Source organism: Burkholderia sp. HI2500, from assembly GCF_002223055.1.
GTDB lineage: Bacteria > Pseudomonadota > Gammaproteobacteria > Burkholderiales > Burkholderiaceae > Burkholderia.
The window spans coordinates 2832267-2844524 of record NZ_NKFL01000006.1 but is presented as its reverse complement, the minus strand read 5'-3'; the positions used below and the strand labels follow the sequence as shown (position 1 = coordinate 2844524).

The window sequence follows — 12258 nt, the reverse complement described above, 5'->3', positions numbered from 1 at the left end:
GGATCGGGCATGCGCCTCGGAGTCTGTTACTACCCGGAACACTGGCCGGAAACGATGTGGGCCGACGATGGCCGCCGGATGAAAGCGCTCGGCATCGAGCAAGTGCGGATCGCCGAATTCGCGTGGAGCCGCATCGAGCCTTCGCCGGGCGAATACGACTGGGGCTGGCTCGATCGCGCGGTCGACGTGCTCGGCGCGGCCGGCCTCGAGATCGTGATGTGCACGCCAACCGCGACGCCGCCGAAATGGCTGGTCGATCGCCACCCCGACATCCTCGCGATCGGCGCGGACGGCCGGCCGCGCGCGTTCGGCTCGCGCCGCCACTACGACTTCTCGTCGCCGACCTATCTCGAAGCGTCGCGCCAGATCTGCACGGCCGTCGGCGAACGCTACGGCCGCCACCCGGCCGTGCGCTACTGGCAGACCGACAACGAGCTGGGCTGCCACCAGACCGTCGTCAGCTACTCGCCGGCCGCGCTCGTGCGCTTCCGTGCGTGGCTGAAGGCGCGCTACGGCACGATCGACGCGCTGAACCGCGCGTGGGGCACCGTGTTCTGGAGCATGGAGTATCGCCATTTCGACGAGGTCGACGCACCGGTCGGCACCGTGACCGAGGCCCACCCGTCGCATCGCCTCGACTACCGGCGCTTCGCGTCGGACGAAGTCGCGCGCTATCACCGGATGCAGGTCGACGTGATCCGCGCGCATTCGCCGGGCCGCCCCGTCGCGCACAACTTCATGCAGCTGTTCACCGAGTTCGATCACTACGAAGTCGCGCGCGACCTCGACATCGCGACCTGGGACAGCTATCCGCTCGGCGCGCTAGAGGAGCAATGGTTCGCGCCCGACGTGAAGGCGCGTTGGCTGCGCACCGGGCATCCCGACTTCGCGTCGTTCAATCACGACCTCTATCGCGGCATGTCGAAGCTGCCGTTCTGGGTGATGGAGCAGCAGCCCGGGCCCGTGAACTGGGCGCAGTGGAACCCCGCGCCGCTGCCGGGCATGGTGCGCCTGTGGAGCTGGGAAGCATTCGCGCACGGCGCCGGCTGCGTGTCGTACTTCCGCTGGCGGCAGGCGCCGTTCGCGCAGGAGCAGATGCATGCGGGCCTGCATACCCCCGATGACACGCTCGACGAAGGCGGCCGCGAGGCACAACGCGTCGCGCACGAGATCGCGACCGTCCACGACGCCGGCGCGGATGCGGACGGCGCCGTGCGCGCTCCCGTCGCGCTGGTCTTCGATTACGAAGCGAAGTGGCTGTTCGAAGTGCAGCCGCAGGGCGCCGATTTCCATTACCCGCGCTTCGCGTTCGAGTACTACTCGGCGCTGCGCTCGCTTGGCCTCGACGTCGACATCGTTTCCGCGCACGCACCGCTCGACGGCTACCGCCTCGTCGTCGTGCCGCCGCTGCCGGTCGTGCCGAACGATTTCGCCGCGCGGCTCGCCGCCTCCGGCGCGCATGTCGTGCTCGGCCCGCGCACCGGTTCGAAGACCGTCGACCTGCAGATCCCGCCGACGCTGCCACCCGGCCCGCTCGCGTCGATCCTGCCGGTGCGCGTGTGGCGCGTCGAATCGCTGCGGCCGAACGTGACCGAGCGGATCGACGGCACGCTGCGCGACGGCACGCCGCTCACCGGCAACGCACGCCACTGGCGCGACTTGGTCGAGCTGCACGACGACACGCACAGCGTCGTGCGTGCGCGCTTCGCCGACGGCCACCCGGCGTGGGTATCGCACGGCACGCTGCACTACTGGGCCGCGCTGTTCGACGACGCGACCACCACCCGGCAGTTCGCCGATATTGCGGCCGAGGCCGGCCTCGCGCCCGCGCCGCTCGGCGACGGCATACGCGTGAGCCGGCGCGGCGGCCTGACCTACGTTTTCAACTATCGCGACGCACCGCACACGATCGACGCGGTGCCGCCGTCCGCGTTCGTGCTCGGCGCCGCGCAAGTCGGGCCGCAAGACGTGGCCGTGTATCGAAGCCGTTCGTAGCAACCGCGACCGGCGCCACGACGCGCCGGTCACGCACAACGACACCCAGGACTGGAGACACGCATGACCCATCGCCCCCTTCGTACCGCCGCCCGGCTCGCCACGGCCGCCGCTGTCGCACTGGCATCGCTCGGCATGACGGCGCCCGCCGATGCCGGCACGCTGACGATCAACATCGCGTTCAAGGGCGCCAGCCAGCGCGCGGTCTGGCAGTCGACGCTCGACGCGTTCCGCAAGGCGCATCCCGACATCGACGTGAAGGCGACCTTCGTCGACGAGGAAGCATACAAGGTGCAGCTCCCCGCCTGGCTCACGACCGTCGCACCGGACGTCGTGAACTGGCACGCCGGCGAACGGATGGCGTACTACGCGAAGCGCGGGCTGTTCGAGGACCTGAGCGGCGACTGGACGAAGAACGGCTGGGGCACGATGTACGCGTCGACGCGCGACGCATCCTCGTACAACGGCAAGCAGTACGCGGCGCCGACCGTCTACTACTCGTGGGGGCTGTTCTACCGCAAGGACCTGTTCCACAAGGTCGGCATCGCCGACGAGCCGAAGACGTGGGACCAGTTTCTCGACGCGTGCAAGAAGCTGAAAGCGGCCGGCATCACGCCGATCGCGGTCGGCGGCCGCGACGCATGGACGCTCGCCGGCTGGTTCGACTATCTCGACCTGCGCGTGAACGGCAACGTGTTCCACCAGCAGCTGATGGCCGGCGACGTGCCGTACACCGACCCGCGCGTGAAGAAGGTCTACGCGACGTGGAAATCGCTGATCGACGCGGGCTACTTCATCGACAACGCGCTGTCCTACGATCTCGACGGCGCGCAGCCGTTCCTGTTCCAGGGCAAGGCCGCGATGATGCTGATGGGCACCTTCATCGCGGCGGGCTTTCCACCGAACGTGAAGCAGGAAATGGGCTACTACCGCTTCCCGATCATCGACCCGAAGGTGCCGACCGCCGAGGACGGCCCGGTCGAATCGCTGCACATCCCGACGAAGGCGAAGAACAAGGCCGACGCGCACACGTTCCTCGCGTTCGTCGAAACGCCCGAGATGGGCGCGAAGCTCGCGGAAGGGCTCGGCTCGCTGTCGGCCAACAGCAAGTCGCCGGAGCCGGCCGATCCGATCTCGCGTATCGGCTTCCGGATCCTTGCCGATACGAAGGGCGGCGTCGCGCAGTTCTACGACCGAGACATGACGAAGGAAATGGCCGACGAGGGGATGAAGGGGATGCAGCAGTTCGTCGCGAATCCCGCGCAGCTCGATACGGTGCTCGCGCAACTCGAACAGACCCGCAAGCGCATCTACAAGAAGTGACCGTGTGACTCAACCGGCGGCCTCGTGCCGCCGTGCCCGTTCAGGAGGCTTGCCGTGTCCAGTCCGATCACGTCCCCCCCGCCCGCCGGCGCGGGCGCCGCGCCGCCGCCGCGCGGCGCATCCGCCGCCACCGCCCTGCCCGCACGTCGCCCGTCACCTGCCGTGCGGCGCCAACAGCGCGCCGCATGGCTCTTTCTCGCGCCGGCCTGCGCGATGGTGGCCGTCTATGTGATCTGGCCGATCCTGTCGACGCTGTGGCTGAGCCTGTACAACTGGGACGGGATGACCGAGCGCACCTTCGTCGGGCCCGCAAACTACGCGGAGCTGCTGCATGCGCCGACGTTCTACACCGCGCTGCGCAACAACGTGATCTGGCTCGCGCTCTTCATGCTCGCGCCGCCGCTCGGCCTCGCGCTCGCGTTGTACCTGAACCAGGCGGCGGCCGGCATCCGGCTCGTGAAGTCGCTGTTCTTCGCGCCGTTCGTGCTGTCCGGCGTGGTCGTCGGGCTGATCTTCTCGTGGTTCTACGATCCGACGTTCGGGCTGCTCGCGCTGATCGCCGGGCACGGCATCCCGGTGCTCGGCGACGCGCGCTACGCGACGTTCGGCATCGTGTTCGCCGCGCTGTGGCCGCAGACCGCGTACTGCATGATCCTGTACCTCACCGGCCTCACGTCGCTCAACCCGGAACAGATCGAAGCCGCACGGATGGAAGGCGCGCGCGGCTTCGCGCTGCTGTGGCACGTCGTGCTGCCGCAACTTCGGCCGACCACCTTCATGGCGATCGTCGTCACGGTGATCGGCGCGCTGCGCAGCTTCGACCTGATCTCGGTGATGACGAGCGGCGGCCCGTTCGAGAGCTCGACCGTGCTCGCGTATTACATGTACGACCAGGCGATCAAGTACTACCGGCTCGGCTATTCCGCGTCGATTGCGGTCGTGCTGTTCGCGATCATGCTCGTCTACATCGTGTTCCAGTTGCGCCGCCTGCTGCGCAACGAGCAATAACCTGACCGGTGGCCATCATGTTTCCGACTCCCGTTGCCCAATGGAAGCCTGTCTCGCGCAGGCTGTACAAGTTGTCGCTGCCGGTTGCGCTGCTGATCTGGCTGCTGCCGATGATCGCCGTGTTCGTCACGTCGGTGCGCTCGACCGAGGAACTGGTCGAAGGCCACTACTGGGGCTGGCCACGGCACTTCTCGATGATCGAGAACTATCGCGACGCGCTGACGACGTCGCCGATGCTGCATTACTTCTGGAACAGCGTGCAGATTACGGTGCCTTCCGTTGTCGGGTCGATTGCGCTCGCAGCGATGGCGGGCTTTGCGCTGGCGACTTACAAGTTTCGCGGGAGTACGGCGCTGTTTGGGACGTTCGTCGCCGGTAACTTCGTGCCGGTGCAGGTGTTGATGATTCCGGTGCGGGATCTGTCGCTCAGGCTCGGTGTGTTTAATACGGTCGAGGCGCTGATTCTTTTTCATGTCGCGTTCCAGACCGGGTTCTGTACGCTGTTTCTGCGCAACTTCATCAAGCAGTTGCCGTTCGAGTTGATCGAAGCGGCAAGGATCGAAGGCGCGGGGGAATGGACGGTGTTTTACCGGATCGTGCTGCCGTTGATCCGGCCCGCGTTGGCCGCGCTGGCGATTCTCGTTTTTACGTTCGTGTGGAATGACTACTTCTGGGCGCTGTGTCTCACGCAAGGGGATGAGGCCGCGCCGATTACCGCTGGCGTTGCCGCGTTGAAGGGGCAGTGGACGACGTCGTGGAATCTTGTATCAGCCGGGTCGATTCTGGCGGCGCTGCCGTCTGTCGCGATGTTCTTCGCGATGCAGAAGCATTTTGTGGCGGGGCTGACGTTTGGTGCGACCAAAGGCTGAACGCGCGGCCACGCTTATTCGTATCTCCCCCTCCGCATCGTGAGGTTGCCCGCTTCGGCGGGCTTTTTTTTTGAGCTGTCGTAGAGCGGCGAAGCACGATACACGATGGCCGCCTTCGGCAGGTTCGAAGTGTTCGACACGGTGGCTTCGATCGTCGACAATCCCGGGGCGCGGGCCAACAACCCTGTTCGACACACCTGACGACACAACGTACAACGGACACGAGCCACCTATGCTGATTTGGGCGCCGACACGAAAATCCCTTGATGATCGAGGCGAAAGCGACGGCACGACCGTGAAAGTCGCGATCGAACAACTCGACGACGACGTCTTTCTACTGATGCGGTACGAATCCCTGGACGCGCCATTTCCGACGTCGGATCATTTATTTCTTTCACTCGACGAGATATACGACGAATGCGAGGAAGTCTATGGCATCGGCCGCGCGGACTGGCTTCAGCTGTGACCGCTTCCTGACCATTGCACGCGGTCGCAGGACGGCCCCAAACGGTCGTTCGACGCCATCATCGAAATCGTCGACAATCGACCGAGGTCTTGTCACGATAGCGGCAGACATCCAACACTCGGGTTCGCAGGCGCAATGGCAAAACCTATCTTGGTCGTATTGCTGAAAAATCCATTTCCGGAAGCTTTTCGTTTTGTCGAGACGTTGGTCCAACCTCTCGGATTTCTGCTTGCCAATCCTGATAGCGGTCAGATAACTCATTGGACCGATGAGGGTCGGCAGATGGCAGTATCCCGCGCCAAGATCGTCGATGAAGGAGCGATAGGTGGAATAAAGAACGTTCAGTTTTGGCAGCCCGACGGCGATGATCTATTTGTGTCCTGGATCGATGCGGTGCCGGGATGGGAGTTTTCCTTTCATCTCAACGGTGTCACGCCAGAATTGAAGATCGCGTTGGCGATCGCACTGTCTAGTGCGGTCCTGGTTGATTTGAAGCTGCAATACGTCGACGAGAGTGCCTTGAGGATCGATTTCGAATGACATTCCGGTCGCGAGTCCAAGCCAGATCCTCTGGTTGGATCCAGCGACCGCTTCAAGAACATTCGAGTTGCTGTTCAGGGTTGCGGATTCAACCCGTCGATCCGCACCCCTTGAGCCGCAGCAATGCGTCAACCGACCCAATATTCTTCTCATGCGCCACGAGCATCTGCGTGAGCCCATGGTGCATATCCGGCTGCGCAAGCGTCGGCAGTAATGCCTGCAACTTCCGCACGACCCAGCGCTGCCCACGATTCAAAAACGCCAGCCGCTCGGCCAGGTCATCGATCGCCATCGCCTTTTCATAGAACGCCCCGGTAGCATGCGTCGGCGTCGCATCAAGCGACCGAATCGCATCGACCAGCACCGCGCACCAGTGCGCCTCATCCTGCCGAATACTCGCCACAAGCCGATGAAGTTCGGGATCGTCGATTTCCGCCACGGTCTCCGACGCAACCCGCGCACCTGCGCGCTCGGCCTCCAGCAGCTCATTCAGCAACGTGAGCAACGCGTCGCGCTGCGCATCAGCGAATTCTTCCGCTGCTTTGGCGGGGCGGGCGGCGTGCCCGTCGTCGTGGGTCCGGTTCGACATGCGATGTCCTCCGTTTCAGGAAGGGTGGCGCACCGGTTCGTCCGACGTGGTTCCGTCAGGCATTGCTCACGCGACAGCGGGGCCACACGAAGAATGGCTCACAAGTCTGACATAGCCCTGTGACACGCGTCTCCAGACGACCCGCTGTGCGTGATGCGCATCAAGACACACCGCAGCGCACACCCGACATCACGTCCACCCTTCGAGCCTCAACGTCGACCGTACCAGCCGCTGCTCCTCCTGCTCGATCTCGCGCAGATACTCGACGCATTGCCGGATATGCTCGCTCGCCGCCTTACGCGCCTGATCGGGCAACCGCCCCGTCACCGCGTTATAGAGCCGCGCATGCTGCCGATCGATCTGCTTTTTCAACGGCTCGCGGTGATAGAGATTGTTCACCGACGCAAACACCGAACTCAGCAACAAATCCGTCAACGACTGCAGCGTATTCACCAGCACCGGGTTATGCGAAGCCTCACAGATCGCCAGATGAAACGCGTGATCGAGCTTCGCGCGCGCGGCCGGGTCGAGATCCTGCGCATCGGCCGCGGTCATCTCTTCATAGCGACGCTTGATCAGGATGAAATCGGCCGGCGTCCCGCGCAGCGCCGCGAGCCGCGCGGCCTCCGTCTCGAGCATCCCGCGCACCTCGAACAGGTCGTACAGCGTGCGCGGCTGCGAGCCGAGCAGATGCATCATCGGCGTGATCTCGCGTTGCGGGGTCAGGCTCGCCACGAACGAGCCCTTGCCGTGCGTGGTGTCGATGATCCCCCGCGCACGCAGCAGCTTCATCCCTTCACGCACGGCCGTGCGTGACACGCCGAGCTTCTCGGTCAGCCGCCGTTCGGACGGTAGCGCCTGCCCGGCCTTCAGCACGCCGTCGACGATCAGCTGCTCGATGCGCTCGGCAACGACGTCGGCCACGTTCCGCGCCGGCCCCACTCGATCCTGCGTTTCCATACTGGTATGACCACTCCGGAAGGATTTCGGCGATTTTCCCACAAACCCTTTTAGCCATTCAGTTTTATGGCGACCGATACAGCAGATTTCCGGCCGCCTCATAAAAACTGGTATGACCACATTCGCCACGTCTGGACACACGCGCGCCGCCCGCCAAGAATCCCGTCCATCCGGCGCACCGCCCATCGCGCGGCCGCCGCATGAAGGAGACGGAGACACCCCCGATGAGTTTCATCTACGACGAACGGATCGACGGCCCACTCGCGACCGTCGGCCGCGACACACTCGTCGCCGCGCTGCACGCGGCGGCGCCCGACCTCGACGTGCTGCACGAACGCGAGGCGCTCAAGCCGTTCGAATGCGACGGCCTCGCCGCATACCGCACGGTGCCGCTCGCGGTCGTGCTGCCCGACACGGTCGAGCAGGTGCGCGCGGTGCTGCGCGTCGCGGCCGCGCTCGGCGTGCCGGTGGTCGCGCGCGGCGCGGGCACCGGGCTGTCGGGCGGCGCGATGCCGCTCGAGAAAGGCCTGCTGCTCGTGATGGCGAAGTTCAACAGGATTCTCGACATCGACCCCGATGCCGGCATCGCGCGCGTGCAACCCGGCGTGCGTAACCTCGCGATCTCGCAGGCGGCCGCACCACACGGTCTCTACTACGCACCCGATCCGTCCTCGCAGATCGCCTGCTCGATCGGCGGCAACGTCGCCGAGAACGCGGGCGGCGTGCACTGCCTGAAATACGGCCTCACGGTGCACAACATCCTGAAGGTCGAGATCCTGACGATCGACGGCGATACGCTCACGCTCGGCGCCGACGCGCTCGACGCGCCCGGCTTTGACCTGCTCGCGTTGTTCACCGGCTCGGAAGGGATGCTCGGCATCGTCACGGAAGTCACCGTGAAGCTGCTGCCGAAGCCGCCGAGCGTGAAGGTGCTGATGGCGAGTTTCGACGACGTCGCCGAAGCCGGCGCGGCAGTCGCGCGAATCATCGGCGCGGGGGTGATCCCCGGCGGCCTCGAGATGATGGACAACCTCGCGATCCGCGCGGCCGAGGATTTCATCCACGCGGGCTACCCGGTCGACGCACAGGCCATCCTGCTGTGCGAGCTCGACGGCTCGCCGACCGACGTCGACGAAGACGCCGAACGCGTCGCCACGCTGCTGCGCGACGCGGGCGCGACCGAGATCCGCGTCGCACGCGACGAAGCCGAGCGCCAGCGCTTCTGGGCCGGCCGCAAGAACGCATTCCCGGCGGTCGGCCGCATGTCGCCGGACTACTACTGCATGGACGGCACGATCCCGCGCCGCGAACTGCCGCGTGTGCTCGAAGGCATCGCCGCGCTGTCCGCCGAATACGGGCTGCCGGTCGCGAACGTATTCCACGCGGGCGACGGCAACATGCACCCGCTGATCCTGTTCGACGCGAACCGGCCCGGCGAACTCGACCGCGCGGAAGCGCTCGGTGGCAAGATCCTCGAGCTGTGCGTCGCGGCGGGCGGCAGCATCACGGGCGAACACGGCGTCGGCCGCGAGAAGATCAACCAGATGTGCGTGCAGTTCAACGCCGACGAGATCACGTTCTTCCACGCAGTGAAAGCCGCGTTCGATCCGCAAGGCCTGCTCAATCCCGGCAAGAACATTCCGACGCTGCACCGCTGCGCCGAATTCGGCGCGATGCACGTCCATCACGGCAAGCTGCCGTTTCCCGAACTGGAGCGCTTCTGATGCGACGCGAAATCGAATCGATCGACGATAGCGCGGCGCTCGTCGCGCAGGTCGACGCGGCGATCCACGATCGCCAGCCGCTGCACATCCGCGGCGCCGGCACGAAGGTGTTCCTCGGCCGCCCCGTCGAAGGCCGCACGCTCGACGTGCGCACGCATCGCGGCGTCGTCTCGTACGACCCGACCGAACTCGTCGTCACCGCGCGCGCGGGTACGCCGCTCGCCGAGCTCGAAGCAATGCTCGACGCGGCCGGCCAGATGCTGCCGTGCGAGCCGCCGACGTTCGGCGGCTCGGCAACGGTCGGCGGCATGTTCGCGGCGGCGCTGTCGGGCCCGCGCCGCCCGTGGGCCGGCGCGGTGCGCGACTTCGTGCTCGGCTGCCGCGTGATCACCGGCCACGCGAAGCACCTGCGCTTCGGCGGCGAGGTGATGAAGAACGTCGCGGGCTACGACGTATCGCGGCTGCTCGCGGGCAGCTTCGGCTGTCTCGGCGTCGTGACCGAGGTGTCGTTGAAGGTGCTGCCGAAGCCGCGCGCGACGGGCGATCTCGCGTTACAGCTTGGCGTGGACGAAGCCGTGCAGCGCGTCGCCGCCTGGCGTCGCGCGGGGCTGCCGCTCGCCGGCGCATGCCACGCGGACGGCGTGCTGCGCGTGCGGATCGAAGGCGGCGAGGGCTCGGTGAAAGCCGCGCGCGACACGATCGGCGGCGAACGCATGGATGATCGCGACGATGCGTTCTGGGCTCGGCTGCGCGACCTGGCGCTGCCGTTCTTCAACGATCCGCGCCCGCTGTGGCGCGTGTCGGTGCCGGCCTCCGCACCACGCGACGCCTTGCCCGGCGCGCAGCTCGTCGACTGGGGCGGCGCGCAGCGCTGGCTGAAGAGCGATGCGGCACCTGCCGACGTGCAGCGGTTCGCCGCGCAGTGGGGCGGCCACGCGACCTGCTTCACACCGGGCACGACGCGCGAGCCGTTCCAGCCGCTGCCGCCCGCGCTGCTGCGCGTGCACCGGCAGCTCAAGGCACAGCTCGACCCGCATGCGATTTTCAATCCCGGCCGCCTGTACGCCGACTTCTGACGCGAACCCGATCCCGACCCGCCGATGCAAACCAATCTCAGCGAAGCAAGCAAGGCCCTCGCCCGGGCCGACGAAGCGGAAGCGATCCTGCGCGCGTGCGTGCACTGCGGCTTCTGCAACGCGACCTGCCCGACCTACCAGGTGCTCGGCAACGAGCTCGACGGGCCGCGCGGGCGCATCTACCTGATCAAGCAGCTGCTCGAAGGCGAGCCGTGCGGCGAGCGCACGCAGCAGCATCTCGACCGCTGCCTGACATGCCGCAACTGCGAGACGACCTGCCCGTCCGGCGTGCGCTATCACACGCTGCTCGACATCGGCCGCGCGGAAGCCGAGAAGCGCGCGCAGCGGCCCGCGCGCGAGCGCCTGCTGCGCGCGGGGCTGCGGCATGTCGTGCCGCGCCCGGCAACCTTCGCCGCGTTGCTGAAGGCCGGCCGCGCGCTGCGCCCGCTGCTGCCCGGCACGCTGCAGGACAAGATCCCGGCCGCCGTCCCCGCGGCCGCACCGCGCCCGCCCGTGCGCCATGCGCGGCGCGTGCTGATGCTCGAGGGCTGCGTGCAGCCGTCGCTGTCGCCGAACACCAATGCGGCGGCCGCGCGCGTGCTCGACCGGCTCGGCATCAGCGTGAGCCCCGCGCGCGAAGCCGGCTGCTGCGGCGCGACCGAATATCACCTGAACGCGCAGGAGGCCGGCCTCGCCCGCGCACGCCGCAACATCGACGCCTGGTGGCCCGCGATCGAAGCCGGCGCGGAAGCGATCGTGCTGACGGCGAGCGGCTGCGGCGCATTCGTCAAGGAATACGGCGACCTGCTGCGCTCCGACCCCGTCTATGCGGAGAAGGCGCAGCGCGTCAGCGCGCTCGCACGCGATCTGGCCGAGGTGATCGCGGCCGAGCCGCTCGACGCGCTGGCCGGGTCGACGCCACGCCGCATCGCGGTACATTGCCCGTGCACGCTGCAGCACGCGCAGCGCCTCGGCGGCGCGGTCGAGCGCATCCTGACGCGGCTCGGCTTCGATCTGACGAATGTCACCGACGGCCATCTGTGCTGCGGCTCGGCCGGCACGTATTCGCTGACGCAGCCCGAACTCGCGACGAAACTGCGCGACAACCGGCTCGACGCGCTCGAGGCCGCGCGGCCGGACCTGATTGTCACGGCCAACGTCGGCTGCCAGACTCACCTGAACGGCGCGGGCCGCACGCCCGTGCGTCACTGGATCGAGCTCGTCGACAACCATCTCGTCAACTGACCGGATTCCGGAGGATTGCCATGCAGACGAAACCCGAACTCGAACTCGCCGATGCCGACCGCATGCTCGCCGCCGCCCGCGCGGAAGCGGAGCACCACGGCTGGGCCGTGTCGATCGCCGTCGTCGACGACGGCGGCCACCTGCTCGCCTTTGCGCGCCTGGACGGTGCATCGCCGGCCAGCACGTATATCGCGCAGGACAAGGCGCGCGCGGCGGCGCTCGGCCGGCGCGAGACGAAGGCGTATGAGGATATGATCAACGGTGGCCGCACCGCGTTTCTCAGCGCGCCGCTGACGGGGTTGCTCGAAGGCGGCGTGCCGGTCACGGTCGGCGGCCGGATCGCGGGCGCGATCGGCGTGTCTGGCGTAAAGTCCGAACAGGACGCGCAGATCGCCCGCGCCGGCACACAAAGCGTCGCAGCGTAACCAGCCAAAGCCGCGCGCGATTTTTTCCCCGGGAGGAT

The 12258-nt window shown here is 66.8% G+C and carries 11 protein-coding genes and 1 pseudogene; 10 read left to right on the top strand and 2 right to left on the bottom strand.

Features of this window, described 5'->3' with window-relative positions; all coding sequences use genetic code 11:
• Positions 1 to 9 precede the first annotated feature (9 nt).
• The 6 genes from CFB45_RS30570 to CFB45_RS30550 all read left to right on the top strand — a co-directional run bounded on the left by CFB45_RS30570 (position 10) and on the right by CFB45_RS30550 (position 6201).
• Positions 10 to 1995, top strand: coding sequence for a beta-galactosidase (locus CFB45_RS30570; protein ID WP_089428748.1), 1986 nt, complete (start codon positions 10 to 12; stop codon positions 1993 to 1995).
• 63 nt (positions 1996 to 2058) lie between these two features.
• Positions 2059 to 3318 (top strand): ABC transporter substrate-binding protein, encoded by a 1260-nt coding sequence (locus tag CFB45_RS30565; protein WP_089428747.1) that lies wholly within the window; start codon positions 2059 to 2061, stop codon positions 3316 to 3318.
• Positions 3319 to 3372: 54 nt separating this feature from the next.
• Positions 3373 to 4326, top strand: coding sequence for a carbohydrate ABC transporter permease (locus CFB45_RS30560; protein ID WP_089428746.1), 954 nt, complete (start codon positions 3373 to 3375; stop codon positions 4324 to 4326).
• Between the two features lie 17 nt (positions 4327 to 4343).
• The gene (locus CFB45_RS30555) at positions 4344 to 5195 is read left to right on the top strand and encodes a carbohydrate ABC transporter permease (protein ID WP_046548796.1); all 852 of its coding nucleotides are present in this window, start codon (positions 4344 to 4346) and stop codon (positions 5193 to 5195) included.
• A 232-nt stretch (positions 5196 to 5427) separates the two neighbouring features.
• Complete coding sequence (locus CFB45_RS38695) at positions 5428 to 5661, top strand: hypothetical protein (protein WP_143329911.1); 234 nt, start codon at positions 5428 to 5430, stop codon at positions 5659 to 5661.
• Between the two features lie 135 nt (positions 5662 to 5796).
• Positions 5797 to 6201, top strand: coding sequence for a hypothetical protein (locus tag CFB45_RS30550; protein ID WP_089428745.1), 405 nt, complete (start codon positions 5797 to 5799; stop codon positions 6199 to 6201).
• An 88-nt stretch (positions 6202 to 6289) separates the two neighbouring features.
• On the opposite strand, the pseudogene CFB45_RS30545 reads toward CFB45_RS30550, so the two are convergent.
• Both CFB45_RS30545 and glcC read right to left on the bottom strand, forming a co-directional pair.
• Positions 6290 to 6730, bottom strand: a pseudogene (locus CFB45_RS30545) (DUF6306 domain-containing protein); the annotation flags it as partial.
• Between the two features lie 249 nt (positions 6731 to 6979).
• Positions 6980 to 7750, bottom strand: coding sequence for a transcriptional regulator GlcC (glcC, locus tag CFB45_RS30540; protein ID WP_089428743.1), 771 nt, complete (start codon positions 7748 to 7750; stop codon positions 6980 to 6982).
• 224 nt (positions 7751 to 7974) lie between these two features.
• Between glcC and glcD the strand changes: the two genes are divergently transcribed.
• Genes glcD through CFB45_RS30520 form a run of 4 tightly spaced genes read left to right on the top strand, consistent with a single transcriptional unit; the run spans position 7975 to position 12220 of the window.
• Entirely contained in the window at positions 7975 to 9474 is a 1500-nt protein-coding gene (gene glcD, locus CFB45_RS30535; protein WP_089428742.1) for a glycolate oxidase subunit GlcD, read from the top strand.
• Complete coding sequence (gene glcE, locus CFB45_RS30530; RefSeq protein ID WP_089428741.1) at positions 9474 to 10550, top strand: glycolate oxidase subunit GlcE; 1077 nt, start codon at positions 9474 to 9476, stop codon at positions 10548 to 10550. The genes glcD and glcE overlap by 1 nt, the downstream gene beginning before the upstream one ends.
• Positions 10551 to 10574: 24 nt before the next feature.
• Positions 10575 to 11795, top strand: coding sequence for a glycolate oxidase subunit GlcF (gene glcF / locus CFB45_RS30525; protein ID WP_089428740.1), 1221 nt, complete (start codon positions 10575 to 10577; stop codon positions 11793 to 11795).
• 20 nt (positions 11796 to 11815) lie between these two features.
• On the top strand, positions 11816 to 12220 hold the full coding sequence (locus tag CFB45_RS30520) for a GlcG/HbpS family heme-binding protein (RefSeq protein WP_089428739.1): 405 nt from the start codon (positions 11816 to 11818) through the stop codon (positions 12218 to 12220).
• Positions 12221 to 12258: the final 38 nt, after the last annotated feature.

What these genes read in the sequence shown, in the direction of transcription:
- CFB45_RS30570 (WP_089428748.1), top strand. Translation starts at nt 10, where the DNA reads ATGCGCCTCGGAGTCTGTTACTACCCGGAACACTGGCCGGAAACGATG.
- CFB45_RS30565 (WP_089428747.1), top strand. Translation starts at nt 2,059, where the DNA reads ATGACCCATCGCCCCCTTCGTACCGCCGCCCGGCTCGCCACGGCCGCC.
- CFB45_RS30555 (WP_046548796.1), top strand. Translation starts at nt 4,344, where the DNA reads ATGTTTCCGACTCCCGTTGCCCAATGGAAGCCTGTCTCGCGCAGGCTG.
- CFB45_RS38695 (WP_143329911.1), top strand. Translation starts at nt 5,428, where the DNA reads ATGCTGATTTGGGCGCCGACACGAAAATCCCTTGATGATCGAGGCGAA.
- CFB45_RS30550 (WP_089428745.1), top strand. Translation starts at nt 5,797, where the DNA reads ATGGCAAAACCTATCTTGGTCGTATTGCTGAAAAATCCATTTCCGGAA.
- glcC (WP_089428743.1), bottom strand. Translation starts at nt 7,750, where the DNA reads ATGGAAACGCAGGATCGAGTGGGGCCGGCGCGGAACGTGGCCGACGTC.
- glcD (WP_089428742.1), top strand. Translation starts at nt 7,975, where the DNA reads ATGAGTTTCATCTACGACGAACGGATCGACGGCCCACTCGCGACCGTC.
- glcE (WP_089428741.1), top strand. Translation starts at nt 9,474, where the DNA reads ATGCGACGCGAAATCGAATCGATCGACGATAGCGCGGCGCTCGTCGCG.
- glcF (WP_089428740.1), top strand. Translation starts at nt 10,575, where the DNA reads ATGCAAACCAATCTCAGCGAAGCAAGCAAGGCCCTCGCCCGGGCCGAC.
- CFB45_RS30520 (WP_089428739.1), top strand. Translation starts at nt 11,816, where the DNA reads ATGCAGACGAAACCCGAACTCGAACTCGCCGATGCCGACCGCATGCTC.